Here is a 15,980-nt window from a genome sequence, read left to right on the forward strand (position 1 = left end):
CGACTCATCGAGACACAGATAGGCCAACCACACAGTGCGAATGGTCGAGGATGCCGCGGAATGGCCGATCTCGCGTCCACGCTGTGGGCGGACATTTGGTCCACGGCCGGATCTGACGTTCGCCTGACGTGCCAGGGAGGCACGGCCGCCGGCGTCGGGGGCCGTGGACTAAGCCTCCTTCTGCATACCCCGGGGCTGTATAGGGGTAAACGGGTGAATGACTTCAGCTCACTCCGACACCGCGGTGAGGTCGACGCCGAGTTCCTGAGCGAAAGCCTCAATCTCAGCCAGGGCCAAGCGGAGGTCTCCGGCTACGGATCGGGTCAGTTCGTCGATGGACTTCTGAGGTTCATTGGCCGCCGACGCCTCGGGGCTGAGGCGGGCGATGTCCAGGTTCACTTGCTTCTGGGCCAGGAGCTCTGCGGCCCTGTGGCGCCGGAACCGGTCGGACTGTTTGCGGTGCTTACGGTCCGGGTCGGATGGGTCGAAAGCCTGCCTCTCGAAGTCAGCCAAGTGCTCGGGCTTCAGCGGGTTCTTCTTGAGAGTGAAGCGGCTGCCGGTGCGGAGGTCGTACGTCCATACGTGGGTGGTGTGTGGTGGATCGTCGTCTGTGCGATGTTCGGAGACTGCTTCGAAGAAGAGGACGTGGGCCTTCACGCCGCCGGCGTAGAAGATGTTTTCCGGTAGGCGCAGCATGGTGTGCAGGTTGTAGCCGGTGAGCAGTTCGCGGCGGACCAGATCGCCGACACTGCCGGGGCCGCCCTCGTACAGGACGTTGTCGGGGACGATTACAGCTGCCCTGCCCCTGTCGGTGAGCTGGGTTCCGATGTGCTGAAGGAAGTTCAGCTGCTTGTTGGTCGTGGTCTGTTCGCCCACCCAAAAGTCTGGGCGGTTGTAGGTCACGTTGTCGCGGTCGTCTACCTCGGCGTCCGCTTCCTTGCCGGACATCTTGATACCCGACCTATTACCAAAGGGCGGATTCGCCAGCACCAGGCTGGCAGGCCGCTCGGGGGGCTTGGCCAGGGCGTCGCCGACTTCGATGATCGGCTTCCCAACGGGGTCACCGAGTGAGTGCAAGAGGCAGTTCATAGCGGCGAGGCGCGCGGTCGCAGGCACGATCTCGTGACCCCAGATCGACTCCGTGCGGAGACGGTGGAGTTCGTCGTCCGGGAGGTCGTCACCGCAGTCTCGGATGATGTACTCGTACGCGGCGATCAGAAAGCCGCCGGTGCCGCAAGCCGGATCGGTGATCGTGTCGCGCGGCGTTGGCCGCATGCACCGCACGATGGACTCGATCAGCGCGCGCGGGGTGAAGTACTGGCCCGCACCGGCCTTGGTGTCCGACGCGCTGCGGGCGATCAACGCCTCGTACGCAGCCCCGTTGATGTCGGAACGAGAGTTGCGCCACTTCTCCTTGTCGATGAGGTCGACGATCAGGCGGCGGAGATGGGCCGGGTTCTCGATGTGGTTGCGGGCCCGATTGAAGATCAAGCTGAGGGTGGTGTGGTCGTTCTGTTCACTTCGGTGGCCGAGGTCTGTGAGTAGCTTGCTGTATGCCTCCTCAAGCGGGTCACCCTCGAGGTCGATGAGCTCGGACCAACCGCGGCCCTGCCACTCGGGCGTGGAGGGCAGCATGTACTCGTGATCGGCCGGGTCGGGCCGGTGGGCATTGAGCTGCTCCGTCTCGTCAGCCATCTTCAGGAAGACCAAGAGGCTGAGCTGTTCCAGGTAGCTCGAGGCGGAGACGCCGTCGTCACGCAGGACATTGCAGTATTTCCACAGGCGATCTACGAGCCGGCGGGCTTCCTGATTCACGAGCTGAACTCCAGAGGGAGGGCGGTCTGCTCACCATCGGTGAGGGTCGTGTCGTGTGTGCTTATAGGGGGTGGAGGAGCGGTATCCACCCTCGCCGCCCGTCTAGCGCGAGCTGTCTTCCGTGCGGCTTTTCGATCAGCGTCGGCTGCATCGCGCTCGACATGGATTTGCTTGAGCAGCTCCTCAGCAGGCTCGTCAGCCGGATCCTGCGCAACGAGACGACCGGAGAAGGCTTCGGAAAGAAGGGCTCGGCGCAGAGCGGCGTTGTGCCGGACAGTGCGGTCCAGGCCGAGTTCGATGCGATCGAGGGCTGCGAGGCGCTGCTTGGTCGTGCGGATCAACCGCTGCTGTTCCCCGAGCGGCGGCACCGGGAACTCAACAGCCTTCAGACGGGCCCCGCTGAGGTGTGCGAGGTTCGTGGTGATGCGCACTTCGCGCATGAAACGCCGGGCGTGGAGGTGACGGCGGAACACCAGAAGTGCCCAGCCGGGCAACACGTCGTTGCTGGCACGGAAGCGCAACAGGCTATTGGTGAAAGCGACCCCCTCAGGGATCCCCCGGTACATGGCGGGGCGGCCGACGAGATGAGGGCTTTGGCCCTCGTTCAGCAGGATGTCGCCGGGCTCCAGGCGATACTTATCGAAGACCCCGGAGAAGTCCATGTCCTTGACGTCATTGCTGTCGATGCGGTCTTCGAAGACGTTCGCGACGCGCAAGTATGGACGCACCTTCGGGCCGGTGTGCCAGTCGGGGTGCCGGGCACGACCCAATTCGACGGTTCCGGCCCTGCCGGTCGTCGTGGCCGTCCAGTGAGCAGGCCACTGTTCAGGCTCCGGCACGGCGTCCAGCAGGATGGCCTTGCGAAGGGCGGCGAGGTCGCGGCGGGCGGAGATGACGCTGCGCTCGATGGTGTCGAGCCGGGCCATGCGGATGTTAAGGGCGGCGGCGATGCGGTGCTGCTCGGCGGTGGGCGGGACCGGAAATTCCACGACCTTCAGCCGTGCCGCTGACAGATGCGCGATGTTCGTCGTGATGCGGACCTCGCGCATGAAGCGTCCGGAGTGCAGATGATGGCGGAAGACGAGCAGCGCCCATTCGGGCAAGATCCCGGTGTTGCCCCGGAAGCGAATGAGGCTGTTGGTGTATGCCACGTCTGCGGGCTCGCCTCGGTACATGGCGGGGCGGCCGACGAGATGAGGGCTTTGGCCCTCATTGAGAAGGATGTCGCCGGGCTCCAGGCGGTACTTATCGAAGACCCCGGAGAAATCCATCTCCTTCATACCTGTCGGGTCGATGCGGTCTTCGAAGACGTTGGACACCCGCAGATAGGGTCGCATTTCGGGGCCTTCGTGCCAGTCGGGATGGCGCGATCGGCCCAGTTCGACGTCACCGACATCCGCTACCCACGCCCACGCCCACCCCGCTGGCAGCCCTTTAACACAGCTCCTGCTGCCATCCTCAACCTTGCTCGCGCTCACGCACCCAATTCCCTGTCCAACTCGTCCACCAGCTCACCCGGCTGCCACCGGCTGTCCTTGAAAGCATCTACGAAGTCGCCGTAGCCGCCTGCCGCCGCTCGTCGGCCCTCGTCCAGCGAGGTCACCGTGAGCGTGGCGTTGGCTGCTACAACGTTCACGACCTGCCGTAGCCATGCTTGCTGCCGGTCGTCGAATGCGACGCCTGCCGTCTCCTGGCGGGCGAGCCACGCTTCCAGCCGACGCTCAACCGTACTGCGATATGGCTGGAACTCTTTTCCATCGAGCCCGAGCTCGTACCGCATGACGGATAGGAACTCGACCAGTCCGGCGTTCCGCCTGGCGACGCCCTTGGCGATCTCCAGGTCAACGTATGCCTTCCAGAGCCTGGCCTCGGTCCATTCACGCCGACTTGCCCGGACCTTGTCGATCAGCTCTCGGAGTTCGCGGAGTACCTCGCGGGGTGGCTGCCGTTCTTGGAAGGCAAGCTGCAGCGGCAGCATCTGGTCTGCGTGCTCAGCCATGTACGTCCGCCAGTCGTCGACGACCCTGCGGGCCTCCTCTTCGTCCAGGAGGCCGCGTGCCTCAAGGAGCTGGTCCTCGCTGAGGTGGTCGATCAGCAGCCAGCTGTCTTGGGCGGCTCTGAGAATTGCGGCACGCAGTTCGTCATTCGCGGTCAGCAGGCCCACGGCGTCGGCGATCTCTACGAACCCGTCCAGCTCATCCCTCTCGTCCGGCGCCGGATTCTCCGCGCGTACCACCGTTGGCTGCTCAGTGTCGAGGGCCCGGACCAGGGAGCGGACCAGTCCCTCGTACGTCTGGTCGGCATCCAGATGCTCCTCGATGGCCGCCCGGCCCCGCTCATCCAGGCGGCGTCCGAGACGGCTGAGGCGGCCGGCGAGGGTGGCGATGTCGTCGGGATGGAGATGCTCGCTCTTCTCGCAGGCGCTTAGGAGCCGCACGAGGCTCGGCACGGGGGCGGTGTCGTCTCGTACCAGCGGGCGGGCGTCGGTCTTCGGATGCTCAGTGACCCCCACCGCGTCAACAATTACGAACCTATCCTTATGGACGGCGTCCGCTGTGACCTTGACGAGATCGACGTCCTTGACCGTGCGGGCGCCGCGGCCCTTCATCTGCTCGAAGTATGACCAGGTCTGGATGTCTCGCATGAAGACCAGGCACTCCAGTGCCGGAATGTCCGTGCCGGTGGCGATCATGTCGACGGTCACGGCGATGCGCAGGTCGCGTTTGTTGCGGAAGTCGGACAGCGCTTTGTCGGGACGAGAGGCCTGGCTGGTGATCTTCTTGCAGAAGCCGTCCCCGGCCGCGAACGCATCACGTACGGCCTCTACGATGGCATCGGCGTGCAGGTCGTTTTGGGCGAAGATGAGCGTCTTGGGAACGATTTCCCGGCTCTGGATCTCGCCGGTCTCCTGGTCAACGATCGGCGGGAAGATCTCCGTGAAGAGATTTTCCCGGAAAGTCTTCACAATCAGGCGGAGCTGGTCGCTGGAACGCACCCGATGGTTGACCTCTGTGCGGACGTAGGGATCGTCCTCCTCCATAGTCTGCCACTGCTCGGCGCGAGTCAGCTTGTGGACCTTGGCAATCACCGAGTTGATCTGCTGGACGGTGCCGTCGGGATGGATCTCCGTACTCGACGCGGGGATGGCCGATCCCTGCTGGGTGATCCGTGTGCCGATCTTGTAGATGTCGTAGTCGACGTTGACGTTGTCGGCGACGGCCTGTTCGTACGTGTACTGGCTGACCAGGTTGTTGCCGAAGAAGGCGAAGGTCTGCTGGATTGGCGTCGCGGTCAGACCGACCACATGGGCGTCGAAGTACTCCAGGACAGGGCGCCAGCGCCCGTAGATCGACCGGTGGCACTCGTCGACCACGATCACGTCGAAGTAGTCGGGCGGCAGATCGGGGCAGTAATTCACGGACGCCACGCGCCCGGCAAGCCGGTCGGCCCGCTCGGTCTCGAAACTCTCGTCGTCTTCGGCCGGCATGGGGTTCCCCGAGAGCTTGCACCACAGCCGCTGGATCGTGGAGATGACGATCTTGTCCGAGTCCGCGATCGCGCCCTTGCTGAACAAACGAAGTGGCATCTGCTCGTGCAAGGGCGTCTTGGCTCCGAGCGGTACGAAGTCCCGGTACTCGTTGTACGCCTGTCTACCCAGGTTGTTGCGGTCCACCAGGAATAGCACCCGGCGGGCGCCAGCGTGCCGCAGCAGGCGGTAGCTGCTCTGGACGACGGTGTACGTCTTCCCCGCCCCGGTCGCCATCTGGATGAGGGCCCGCTGTTGGTCGCGGGCGAGGGACTTCTCCAGCGCCTTGATGGACTTGTACTGGGCGGAGCGCAGTCGCTTGTGGTCGAGGCGCACGGCGGGGAGCTTGCGCAGGCGGGCACGGAAGGTAGGAGCAGTCGGCGTTCTCTCGGCTTCCCGCATCCAACGTTCCAGCGTGGCGGGCTGATGCGGGGCGAATACGCGTCGACTGCGCACGCCACCCTGCGGGCTGTCAGGGGCGAGGGTGCCGTCGAGCTCTTCGGCGTCCAGCGTGTTGCGGAACCGCCAGCCGGCACCGTTGGCGGCGTACTGGAAGGGGAGGGGGTGGGCGCCCCGCCAGGCGCGGTCAGTGTGCCGGTCCGCGATCCGGGATGCTTGTTCGGCCGCAGTGTCGAGTAGAACCTGCTCGTCGCTCTGTGCGGGACCGGCGGCGACAATCCCGCAGAGGCGACGCTGCACGTAGAGAGTGAACAGGACCAGGGTGGGAGAGACCGGGGAACGCACAGCCTCGTGAGCAACGCCCAGCTCGCGTTCGCCTGGCCCGTAGACCCGCCAGCCCGAGGTGGCCAGCGCCGTCTCCGTCGTTCTGGCCCACTCCGGTGTGGCACCGCTCATGGTCCCTCCCCAGTACGTCTCTGCCCGGACCGGTTGATTGTCCGTACACCGATTACAGCAGCCGCTGTACGCGGACCGGGAGCGTACGCAAAGATCAAGCCCGGGACTGCCGCTGTCACTGGTGGTCCGTACAGTGGGCGATATCACACACGGTGTGTCGGATGTCATGCCGAGGGAAGGATAGGCCGGTGTACGTGGCGAGGCTCAAGGTTGACGGGGTGCGTGGTTTCCACGGGCCTCGCGCCTGTGACCTCGATTTCACCCGGCCCAGCGGCGGATATGCGGGCTGGACAGTGATGGCTGGGCGAAACGGCTCGGGCAAGACCACGCTGCTGCGTATGCTCGCGCTCACGTTGACCGGGGGACGCCGTGCACACAAGCTAGAGCCGGAGCTCGAAGACTACCTGACTCACGGGGCAACCCGGGGTTCAGTGGTGGCCAAAGTCATTACTGACCGGGCCGCCGATGCGATGGCCCCACGCGGGGGTACGGCGGAAGCACGGCTCGAATGGCGGCCGGAGCAGGATGAGGGAGTTGACGCGGGCGTCTTCGACGGGGTCGTCGAAGACTTCGAGCCGCCTACCGAGGTCGTCTTCTCGGGCCACCGGGGCCTCACCTCCACCATGTGGTCCTCGGCCCCACCGCCTGGCTGGTTCTGTGCCGCCTACGGACCCTTCCGGCGCCTCACCGGTACCGGCCTCTACGAGCGCACTCCGCAGCAGTTCGACCGGACCACCGCGCTCCGCACCCTCTTCGAGGAGCAGTCGGCCCTCACCGAGGCGTTTGACTGGCTCCTCTCCCTCCACCTGCGCTCCCTGGAAAAACGCCCCGGGATTCGCGAGCTCAAGGCCTGGGTTCTGAGGCTGCTCAATGACGGTGACGGCAACGACGCGCTGCTACCGGACAGCTATCGCATCGAAGGCGTCGACTCCGACGGGATGTGGCTGCGGCGGCGTGACGGCTACGACCCCGCGGGCGCCAAAATCGAGCTGCGGCAGATGAGCGACGGGCAACGAACCGTGGTCGCCCTGGTCCTTGACATCGTCCGGCAAATGCACGCGGCGTACGGGACCCTCACCTTCGAGGAACGTGATGGTGGCACGGTCGTACTGCCCCACCCGGGGGTGGTGCTCATCGATGAAGTCGACGCACATCTGCATATGACATGGCAGAAGCGCATCGGGCACTGGCTCACGGCGCACTTCCCGGCGATTCAGTTCATCGTCACCACCCACAGCCCGTACATCTGTCAGGCAGCGGACCCGGGCGGGCTGATCCGGCTGCCGGGGGCGGGAGAGCAGGAGCCACCACACATGGTGGACGGAGATCTGTTCGGGCGGATCGTCTATGGGACGGGGGATGACGCGGCGCTCTCGGACTTGTTCGGCCTTGACTCGCCGTATTCCGACGAGGCGCGTCAACTGCGGGACAGGCTGGCCGAGTTGGAGTACGACGTCCTGCTCGGGCGGGCCGGCGCCGAGCAGACCGACGAGTACTTGCAGCTGCGCGAGCGCCTCTCCAGTTCGCCGGTGGCCCGTGTCGATGAAGTGATGGAGCGTTATCGGCTGTCCCGGGAGCGCGAAGCGTGATCCCGATTCAACGCCTCGAGCTACCCGAGGCTGTTATGGCACGGATGACGGTGCTCACGGGGCGGATCGGGCTCAGGGACGAAGCAAGTGGTGCACGCAAGAAATACGCGGACAACTTGTGGAAGAGTGAGGACGAGGTCAAGCAGGGGCTGCGTGCGGTGCTCCGTGAGATGGCCCCGGGAGTTCTTGGTTGCTGCATGTACTGCGGTGGTTTCGGAGCGACCGACGTCGAACACTTCGAACCACGGGAACACGACGCGCTCAAGACCTTCTTCTGGCCCAACCACCTTCTGGTGTGCGGGCCGTGCAACAGCACATACAAGCGGGACTGGTGGGAGTGTGACGCAGGGACTGGCGAGCCCTTGTTAGTCGATCCAACCAGGGACGACCCGTTCGACCACTTGCTGCTGAATCTCAGGGAAGGCAAGTACCGAGGCGAGACCGACAAGGGGCGGACGACCGTCAACGTGCTCGGCCTCAACCTTCCCGAGCGACGCCTGATAGCCGGCCGGAAATTGGCGCAGCTGAACATCCGGATCGTGCTGAGGGATTGGGGCAGGGCTCGGCAACAGGGCGACGGGAAGGCCGAGCGCGATGCCCTGGACGTACTGAAGGGGCAGCCGTTTGCCGACGTGTGGCAGGCAATGCTGCGCCAAGCCGTGCTCCCGGGAGCAGCCTTGGTTATGAGCGACGAGCCGCCCGAAGTTCTTTCCCTGCTGCGAAACGAAGAACTGCGTGCGGCGACGTTGATTGAATTCCCTATGCAGTCGGTACCGGCGGAGGGCGCCTAACGGCTGCCCCCGGAGATCTGTTCTCACGCGCGCCGTCGTTACTCACGGACAACCACGGCGAGCCCGCCAGGGGCTCGGCGTCATGGGGCTGGAAGTGTGTGTAGACCTGCAGCCAGTCCACGACCGGGCCGGTGGCGTCTCCTGTTACCTGTGGTTCCGGCGGACGGAGCGGACGCCAGCGCCAGCCGCATATCGTTCGCGGCTACTTCGGCGGCCCGCACGTCCTCACCCTGGACGAGAACCTCATGAGTTCCTGATCAGTAACAGCCCTAGTGGGATTTCTCGGAGCCGTCCTGGCTCGCTCCAGCGAGCTTGCCGCCGACGAATACCACGCCCAGCCCGAGGGCTGCTGCACCGGCGGCTGCCACCACCTTCATCCCCGCCCCCAGGAAGTGCTTGCTCTCGCTGTCCTTCTGGTACACCTGCCGCACGTTTTGGTCGAGCCGGTCGTGGAGGGCCTCCCGCTGTGCCCAGCTGAGGTCGTCCCGACCGGGGTCAGCCCGTAGGGCGTCCCGCTGGTCCTGCGAAGCCTGATAGAAGTGGTTCTGACTGTTCTCGTTGGCTGCGAGAGTGGACTTGTGAGCCTCTGCGACCGCATCGATGTCGGTCTTGCCCAGGTCCTTAAAGGCGCGGAACTGCTCAATGAGCTTGAGCCGCACCTCGGTGGCCATCTCGGCATCGCTGCCGCGAACTTGAGCACCTTGTCCTTGGACAGATTCCGCCAGCTCGGGATCCCCAACTTCCGCTTGACAGTTGATTCGTTCACATCGCTCATTCCCTGACTCCGCTCGTCGTCCCGTGAAGCATCCCGGATCGTAGCGGTACCCACCGACAAGCCCCTCCTTCTGGTCCTCGGCCTGCTCGTCATGACTTGTGAGCTGTATTCGGGGCCAGGTACACCCACTGCGCGTCAGCCAACGGCACGACCTGACCAACGATCGCATGGTCGGGACGCCACAACCTGGACACAAAGATCGGAAAGGACTGACAAGGACCGAGAAGGGCCGAGGCACCAAACCGCGTCTGACCTGGGTAAACGGCCAAGATAAGCAATGATCGACAAGGGCCGCCAAGATCCTCAAGGACTCATAATCCGTCGGCCGTGGGTTCGAGTCCCATCCGCCCCACTCGTGCAGGTCTTTGATCTGCGGAAACGTCTCATCGAAGGCGCGGGTTCAGTTCGTTGGGCCAAGGGGCGGAATCCGCTGCTCGTGAGTTCGACTCCGTTGCGGAGCGCACGGAAGAAGGAGGACTCCCGGCCGGTGTGCGGATGTGCGGCTGTGCGGGCTCTGGCTGTGAGCTGCTCCTGGATGACGCGTGAACGGGTGGCGTCCGGCGCCGGTCCGTAGGTGGGGGCGGCGCGAATTTGCCGAGTCGGGGCTGACGGCGGTCGGTTGTGTCCTGGGCCCCTGCCGGAAGGGGGACGGTGCGCCGCACAGCCGCCGCGCCGGGTCACGGGTCGCGCAGGTGGTCCAGTTTCTCGGCGTCGTCGGTTCCGCTGTCGGCCGAGTAGGTGACGATACGGAGGTCGGAGCCGGGGACCATGAGGACGTCGAGGTCGAGGGCGAGGTCGCCGACCAGGGGGTGCTCGATGGTCTTGCGGTCGCCGGTGTGGTGGCCCGCAGTGCCGTTGGACCACAGGCGGGCGAAGCGGGGGCTGGTGTGCAGCAGCCGGTCGACGAGTGCGGTGAGACGGGCGTCGTGGGGGTAGGCCGCTGCCGTGACCCGCAGGTCGGCGGCGAGGGACTCCTCCTCGGCCTCGTCGCCCGCCCAGGAGCGTATGGGCCAGGCGGCGATGGAATCGACCCGGTGACCGCCGCGGGAACGGAACATCCCGGCGACGAGATTGCCCTGGTCCCAGCCGTAGGTACGGGGGTCGCCGACGGTGGCGGTCCACATCCGGTTCCAGCTGACCAGCGTCCAGTCGGCGGCGTAGACCGCGACCGGCGCATCGCTCATCTGCCGCACGAGCCGATGCACTCTTGGCGGCACGTGCAGTGGTACGGCGCCGCCGGCGGGCGGCGCGAGACTGGCGCAGCGGAACAGGTGGTCGCGCTCGGCGGTGTCCAGCCGCAGGGCCCTGGCCAGGGCGGTGACGACCTGGGCGGAGGGATTGCGGGCGCGGCCCTGTTCGAGCCGCACCACGTAGTCGACGGACAGACCGGCCAGCCGGGCCAGTTCCTCGCGGCGCAGACCGGGAATGCGCCGGGCGGCGTCGGGCTCCAGTCCGCTTGCCAGGGGCGAAAGGCGCTCACGCCAGCCTCGCAGGGCGACGCCGAAGTGGTTCGTCGATGCCATGCGATCATCATCGTTCGAATTCCCTGCCCGGGCAGGACCTCCTTTCTCACTTCTGGGTAAAGCCGGGGAGCGGCCCTACCGAGGGCGCGGGCGTTCGTGCAGGTGCAGTGCCGAGGGGTGCGACCGGTCGTGGTGGTAGGTGTCGGTCCCGGCTTTCTGGCCGTAGAAGTGGGTCATGGGGGCGTCGGCGATCAGCGAGTCCTGGTTGGTGATCTCCAGCCGGATGCGGTCGCCCGCGCGGGCGAGGAACGACAGCGGCAGCAGCTCGATGCGGAGTTCGTAGACCTTCCCGGGCTCCACCGGCTCCAGGGCGCCGTGCAGGTGGAACGGGCGCATGTCGCTGGTGAGTTCCGGGTCCTCGGCGCGGTGGGAGGCGCGCAGCCAGCCCTGGCTGACCTTGATCGGGGCCCCGGCTCCGGGGTCGCCGGGTACGAGGGACAGCTTGACGATGACGTCCATGTCGGCCTGGTCCGTGGAGGCGTACAGCGTCAGGGTGGCGTGGCCGGTGAACTCACGGTCCTCGGTCATGGGCGCGGTGGTGAAGGTGTTGACGCGTGCGACGTGGTCGGGGACGCCGTGTTTGTCGAAGACCGTGACGCCGGCCGTCCATTCGGGGTCCGGGTAGGACCAGGAGGTGGACGCCCGGTCCGACGTGGGCCCGGTCTCGGTGAGCGTGCCGTCGTTGAGGGAGCGGACGGCGCCGCTGTGCTCTCCCGCGAGGTGGAAGGTGCTGGTCCGCACGTCCGGGGGCGGCCAGGAGGACGCCGAGCGGTAGGTGTCCTCGCCGTTGACGTAGAAGCGGACGTCGGGCTTGTCCATCACGCCGTTGTCGGCGCCCTTGAGATGGTGGTCGTACCAGGGCAGCAGTTCGGTGCGGTGGAAGTCCTCGTCGAAGTAGTACCGCTGCGCGGCGGCGAAGCTGTCGGGGTGGGCCACCAGCAGCTTCTTGGGACCCCGCACGCGTTCGAAGCCGTAGAAGTTGCCGCGCAGATGCAGCGCGGCCTTGCCCCACACGCCGATGGAGAACACGGGGATCTCGATCTCCGGCAGTTCCCAGAACGGGGAGCGGCGACGCTGCCACTCGTCGTCCAGGGGATGGGAGAGGACGTCGTAGACGAAGTCCTGCTTGTCGCCGACGCCGAAGTCGATGCCGTCGATCTGGTGCTGGACCAGCACCGAGCCGAAGAGCCAGGTGCTCAGGAAGCCCTGGATCGGAATGCCGCCGTGGTACATCCAGTCGCGGTACATGTCGGTGGCGCCGTCGTACGCGACGATCGTCCGCAGGTGCGGCGGGCGGGTGCGGGCGGCGTTCCACTGGCTCCAGCAGTAGTGGGACATGCCGATCATGCCGATCGCGCCGGTGGACCATGCCTGGGCCGCGACGTGCTCGATCATGTCGTGGATCGCGTCGCCCTCACCGCGCGACACCGGGTCCCAGGTGCCCTCGGAGCGACCGGTGCCGGGCACGTCCATGACGACGTAGGCGTAGCCGTGGTCGAGGTAGAGCTGGATGGGGCCGTACTCGATGAACGGGAACACGGGGTGCGGCGGCAGGTGCCGCAGCGCCTTCTGGTACGGGGATGCGCCGAGGACGACCGGGAACGGCCCCTCGCGGTCGGCGGGAAGGTAGACGTCGGCCCGGACGAGATCTCCGGCGCGGGTGCGGACCTCGGTCTCGAAGGGCGCCACGTTCACATCGACCATGACGGTTGCGCTCCAGGCTCTTCCGGAGTGAGGGGGGCGGACGCGATCACGGCTGGAGTACGGCGTCCGGCGCGGCGACCGGCGTGACGTCGGGTGCGCTGCCTTCGGCGGCTTTCGCGGCCCGGGCCCAGTGGGTGCGGGTGAAGGCGGCGGCGGAGTCGAGTGCTTCGTCGGCTTCGTCGAGCAGGGCGGCGAATGCCTGGAAGACGTGGGGGACTTGGGGCCAGACCTGGAGTTGGACGGGGACGTCGTGGTCGGCGGCGCGGGCGGCCAGTCGTAGGGCGTCGTCGAGGAGGATCTCGTGTGAGCCTGCCTGGATGAGCAGTGGGGGCAGGCCGGTGAGGTCGGCGAAGATCGGGCTGGCGAGTGGTTCGGTGGCGGTGGTCGGTCCGAGGTAGTCGTGGGCGCGGGTGTGCAGGGCCTCGGGGGTGAGGGCGGGGTCGAGGTGGGCTTTGCCGGTCGTGCTGGTGCCGGAGACCGTGAGGTCGGCCCAGGGTGAGAAGACCGTGGCCGATGCGGGCTGGGGCAGGCCCGCGTCTCTGGCCGCGACCAGCGTGGCGGTGGTCAGGCCGCCGCCTGCGGACTCGCCGACGAAGGCGATCTGTTCGGCGGGGACGTTCTGGTCGAGCAGTGCGCGGTAGGCGGCCAGCGCGTCGTCGACGGCTGCGGGGAAGGGGTGTTCGGGTGCCAGGCGGTAGTCGACGCAGACGGCGCGGGCACCGCAGCGCCGGGAGACGTCGGCGGCCAGGCCCGCCGCGTCGGCGGCGGAGCCGATGGCGTAGGCGCCGCCGTGGAGGTAGAGCAGCACGCGGGACGGATCGTTGCCGGGGGTGTCGACGGTGACGACGGGGACGCCGCCGAGGTGCCCGGGGGCCGTGGTGACGTCCGTGGGCAGCGGGATCGAGGTCATCATCTCGTGGAAGACGGTGCGTGCTTCGGTGACGTCGCCTCCGACGTCGAGTGGTGCGTGGCGGAGCATTTCGTCGAGGGCGCGGCGTTGTTGCCCGGACATGGTGGTGCCTCTCGTGCAGGGGGGTGGGGGGCCGGGGGGTGGGGGTGTTCAGCGGGGTGGGCCGAGGATGATCTGGCCGTAGAGGTCGGCGGCTTCGGCCATTCGGTCCTTGGAGATCTCGAAGTCTTCGGGCCGGGGGGTGGCCAGGTCGCGTCCGGCGTGCTGGAACATGCCCTCGATGCCGCCGGGGGTGCAGATCATCAGCAGGTCGGCGGTGTCGGAGGTGATCCGGTAGCCGTGGGGGATGTTTCTGGGGAGGTAGACGATGCCGCCTTCGGTCAGTTCCATCTCCTGGTCGTCCGACCACAGCAGGGCGGTGCCCTGGATGAGCATGAAGATCTCGTCCTCGCGGGTGTGCAGGTGGTACGGCGGTGCCTCGCCCCTGGCGACGCTGAAGCGTCCGACGGTCAGCTGTCCCTCGGTGGCGGCGCTGTCCAGGAGGACGGCGAACTGGCCTCCGTCGAGCCATTCGAGCTTCTGCTGCTGATCGGGCTGCGCGAGATAGGCCATGCTCACGACGGTGTCCGTCCTGTGCGGTCGGCGGGCGCTGTGCCCTCGCCGGTGGGAACGAGCGCGACGACGGGGATCACCCGGCGCGTCTTGCGCTGGTAGGCGGCGAAGCCCGGGTAACGGCGGGCCTGCTCCGCGAAGGCGGTGTCGCGTTCGGTGCCACGCAACTCCTGCGCCCGTACGGCGACCTCGTCGTCGCCCACCTCGATCCGGACCTCGGGATGCGCGAGGAGGTTGTGGTACCAGTCCGGATTGCGGTCGGAGCCCGCCTTGGAGGCGAAGACCAGATAACGGCCCTGATCGGCCAGGTACATCATCGGATTCACCCGGGCGGCACCTGAGCGCGCCCCCACGGTGTGCAGCAACAGCACCGGGGCCCCGGCGAACCCTCCGCCCAGCTGCCCGTGGTTCGCGCGGAACTCCTCGATATTGCGTTCGTTGAAACCGGTTGTGTCAGCCATGGTCTCTCCGGCGGGGGAGGGGATGGACGGTCCCCGAGCCGTGCGGCGCGCGGTGTGCCGTGCCCGCGCCCTGCCCACGCCGGGGCTCCGGGCTCGGATCTTCATGGTGCTCTTCGGGAACCCGACGCCACCAGACGCGAGACTGAGACCAGCAGTACCACCTGGCGGTTTCGGAACCTCGGGGCCGACGGTCCGGGTCGCCAAGATTCTCGAAGGGCTCATGATCCGTGGGCCGTGGGTTCGCGTCGGCCTGGAACGGGCGTGCGCGGCCTCGCGCACATGCACGCTGTGCGTGGTCATCGCCCTATGGGAGCTCGCAGCCGCGAAGATGCGATCCGGATCGACCGTCGGCGCGATCGGGTCTCACACCGCCGCGGAGGTGGTCTCGGTCTCGCGTGCGGCCGTGCTTGCCAGCAGGCGCAGGGCCGCCTCGGAAGGTGAGCCGGGTTCGGCTGTGTAGGCGATGAGGCGTTGGCCGGAGGTGCCGGGGAGGAGGAGGTTCTCGAAGCTCAGGTCCATCGTGCCGACCAGCGGGTGGCGCAGCCGCTTCAGTCCGGAGGCGCAGGTGCGCACCGGATGGCGGGCCCAGCGGGAGGCGAAGTCGTCGCACTGGACGGTGAGTCGACCGACCAGTTCGGTCAGCCGGCGGTCGTCGGGGTGCCGGCCGGCGATCAGCCGCAGCGAGGCGACCGCGAGCTGTGCCTCGTCGTCCCAGTCGGTGTAGAGGGCCCGGTAGCGGTCGTCCAGGAACAGCATCCGCGTCACATTGGGCCGGGTGCCCGGAGCTCCGGGGCTGTCCGCGGGCAGATGCGCGGCGAGCAGGGCGTGACCCAGCCGGTTCCAGGCCAGTACGTCGTTGCGGCGGTCCAGGACCAGGGCCGGCACCTCCGACATGGCCGCCAGCAACTGCCGGGCCGAGGCGCCGGCCTGCTCCGCGCGGGGTGTGGTGCGGCGGGCCGCGGTGGCGGTGGGGCGGGCCAGGTCCTTGAGGTGCGCGGTCTCGTCGTCGGTCAGCCGCAGGGTGCGCGCGATCGCGTCCAGCACGGAGTCCGAGGCGCTGAGCGCGCGGCCCTGTTCGAGACGGGTGTAGTGGGTGATGCTGACCCCGGCGAGCATGGCCAGCTCCTCGCGGCGCAGCCCGCTGACCCGGCGGCGGGTCGGATGCGGGGTGATGCCGACGTCCTGCGGACGCAGTGCCGCACGGCGGGACCTGAGGAAGTCGCCCAGTTCGGACGGAGTGTCCATCGCTGCCTCCCGTTCGCTCGCCTCCATGATGCCCACCCGGCGCGCCGGGCGTGAGCCGTGAGGGTGGTCATGTCATGACCACCCTTACGACGGCTGTGCGAGACAGGGTGCTGGCTGGGGTCCCTGGCCGAGACGAGTCTCTTTCCCGGCGGTGCGTACGACAGACGCGCCGCG

General features: G+C 67.1%; 12 protein-coding genes. 2 read left to right on the forward strand and 10 right to left on the reverse strand.

Translation table 11 applies throughout. The features are described from left to right. Window positions 1–228: 228 nt before the first annotated feature. Genes ACGFZS_RS01665 through ACGFZS_RS01675 form a run of 3 tightly spaced genes read right to left on the reverse strand, consistent with a single transcriptional unit; the run spans window position 229 to window position 6,196 of the window. Window positions 229–1,815, reverse strand: coding sequence for an N-6 DNA methylase (locus ACGFZS_RS01665; RefSeq protein WP_393793441.1), 1,587 nt, complete (start codon window positions 1,813–1,815; stop codon window positions 229–231). After that, complete coding sequence (locus tag ACGFZS_RS01670) at window positions 1,812–3,293, reverse strand: restriction endonuclease subunit S (protein WP_393793442.1); 1,482 nt, start codon at window positions 3,291–3,293, stop codon at window positions 1,812–1,814. The genes ACGFZS_RS01665 and ACGFZS_RS01670 overlap by 4 nt, the downstream gene beginning before the upstream one ends. Next, window positions 3,290–6,196 carry a DEAD/DEAH box helicase family protein gene (locus ACGFZS_RS01675; protein ID WP_393793443.1) on the reverse strand — a complete coding sequence of 969 codons (2,907 nt, stop codon included), beginning with the start codon at window positions 6,194–6,196 and terminating at the stop codon, window positions 3,290–3,292. Before ACGFZS_RS01675 ends, ACGFZS_RS01670 begins: the two co-directional genes overlap by 4 nt. 194 nt (window positions 6,197–6,390) lie before the next feature. Between ACGFZS_RS01675 and ACGFZS_RS01680 the strand changes: the two genes are divergently transcribed. Further along, complete coding sequence (locus ACGFZS_RS01680; protein WP_393793444.1) at window positions 6,391–7,785, forward strand: AAA family ATPase; 1,395 nt, start codon at window positions 6,391–6,393, stop codon at window positions 7,783–7,785. Window positions 7,786–7,829: 44 nt separating this feature from the next. Further along, window positions 7,830–8,576, forward strand: a complete 747-nt coding sequence (locus ACGFZS_RS01685; protein WP_393793445.1) for a hypothetical protein — start codon at window positions 7,830–7,832, stop codon at window positions 8,574–8,576. Window positions 8,577–8,845: 269 nt separating this feature from the next. Here the strand turns inward: ACGFZS_RS01685 and ACGFZS_RS01690 are convergent, their stop codons facing one another. The 7 genes from ACGFZS_RS01690 to ACGFZS_RS01720 all read right to left on the reverse strand — a co-directional run bounded on the left by ACGFZS_RS01690 (window position 8,846) and on the right by ACGFZS_RS01720 (window position 15,806). Continuing rightward, window positions 8,846–9,247 carry a hypothetical protein gene (locus ACGFZS_RS01690; protein ID WP_393793446.1) on the reverse strand — a complete coding sequence of 134 codons (402 nt, stop codon included), beginning with the start codon at window positions 9,245–9,247 and terminating at the stop codon, window positions 8,846–8,848. Between the two features lie 781 nt (window positions 9,248–10,028). Continuing rightward, window positions 10,029–10,874 (reverse strand): helix-turn-helix domain-containing protein, encoded by an 846-nt coding sequence (locus ACGFZS_RS01695; protein ID WP_393793447.1) that lies wholly within the window; start codon window positions 10,872–10,874, stop codon window positions 10,029–10,031. Window positions 10,875–10,949: 75 nt separating this feature from the next. After that, complete coding sequence (locus ACGFZS_RS01700) at window positions 10,950–12,578, reverse strand: CocE/NonD family hydrolase (RefSeq protein ID WP_393793448.1); 1,629 nt, start codon at window positions 12,576–12,578, stop codon at window positions 10,950–10,952. 46 nt (window positions 12,579–12,624) lie between these two features. Next, entirely contained in the window at window positions 12,625–13,590 is a 966-nt protein-coding gene (locus ACGFZS_RS01705; RefSeq protein WP_393793449.1) for an alpha/beta hydrolase, read from the reverse strand. A 48-nt stretch (window positions 13,591–13,638) separates the two neighbouring features. Continuing rightward, on the reverse strand, window positions 13,639–14,100 hold the full coding sequence (locus ACGFZS_RS01710; protein WP_393793450.1) for a cupin domain-containing protein: 462 nt from the start codon (window positions 14,098–14,100) through the stop codon (window positions 13,639–13,641). 2 nt (window positions 14,101–14,102) lie between these two features. Beyond that, window positions 14,103–14,561: a nitroreductase family deazaflavin-dependent oxidoreductase gene (locus ACGFZS_RS01715; RefSeq protein ID WP_393793451.1), complete on the reverse strand. Its 459-nt coding sequence runs from the start codon at window positions 14,559–14,561 to the stop codon at window positions 14,103–14,105. A gap of 363 nt (window positions 14,562–14,924) precedes the next feature. Further along, window positions 14,925–15,806, reverse strand: coding sequence for a helix-turn-helix transcriptional regulator (locus tag ACGFZS_RS01720; RefSeq protein ID WP_393793452.1), 882 nt, complete (start codon window positions 15,804–15,806; stop codon window positions 14,925–14,927). Between the last annotated feature and the right edge of the window lie 174 nt (window positions 15,807–15,980).

It is taken from the genome of Streptomyces sp. NPDC048288 (genome assembly GCF_043201555.1).
In the GTDB taxonomy this organism is placed as follows: Bacteria; Actinomycetota; Actinomycetes; order Streptomycetales; family Streptomycetaceae; genus Streptomyces.

Bases quoted from the DNA above. Each gene is read 5' to 3' on its own strand.
- ACGFZS_RS01675 (WP_393793443.1), bottom strand. From the start codon at position 6,196: ATGAGCGGTGCCACACCGGAGTGGGCCAGAACGACGGAGACGGCGCTG.
- ACGFZS_RS01685 (WP_393793445.1), top strand. From the start codon at position 7,830: ATGACGGTGCTCACGGGGCGGATCGGGCTCAGGGACGAAGCAAGTGGT.
- ACGFZS_RS01690 (WP_393793446.1), bottom strand. From the start codon at position 9,247: ATGGCCACCGAGGTGCGGCTCAAGCTCATTGAGCAGTTCCGCGCCTTT.
- ACGFZS_RS01695 (WP_393793447.1), bottom strand. From the start codon at position 10,874: ATGGCATCGACGAACCACTTCGGCGTCGCCCTGCGAGGCTGGCGTGAG.
- ACGFZS_RS01700 (WP_393793448.1), bottom strand. From the start codon at position 12,578: ATGGTCGATGTGAACGTGGCGCCCTTCGAGACCGAGGTCCGCACCCGC.
- ACGFZS_RS01705 (WP_393793449.1), bottom strand. From the start codon at position 13,590: ATGTCCGGGCAACAACGCCGCGCCCTCGACGAAATGCTCCGCCACGCA.
- ACGFZS_RS01710 (WP_393793450.1), bottom strand. From the start codon at position 14,100: ATGGCCTATCTCGCGCAGCCCGATCAGCAGCAGAAGCTCGAATGGCTC.
- ACGFZS_RS01715 (WP_393793451.1), bottom strand. From the start codon at position 14,561: ATGGCTGACACAACCGGTTTCAACGAACGCAATATCGAGGAGTTCCGC.
- ACGFZS_RS01720 (WP_393793452.1), bottom strand. From the start codon at position 15,806: ATGGACACTCCGTCCGAACTGGGCGACTTCCTCAGGTCCCGCCGTGCG.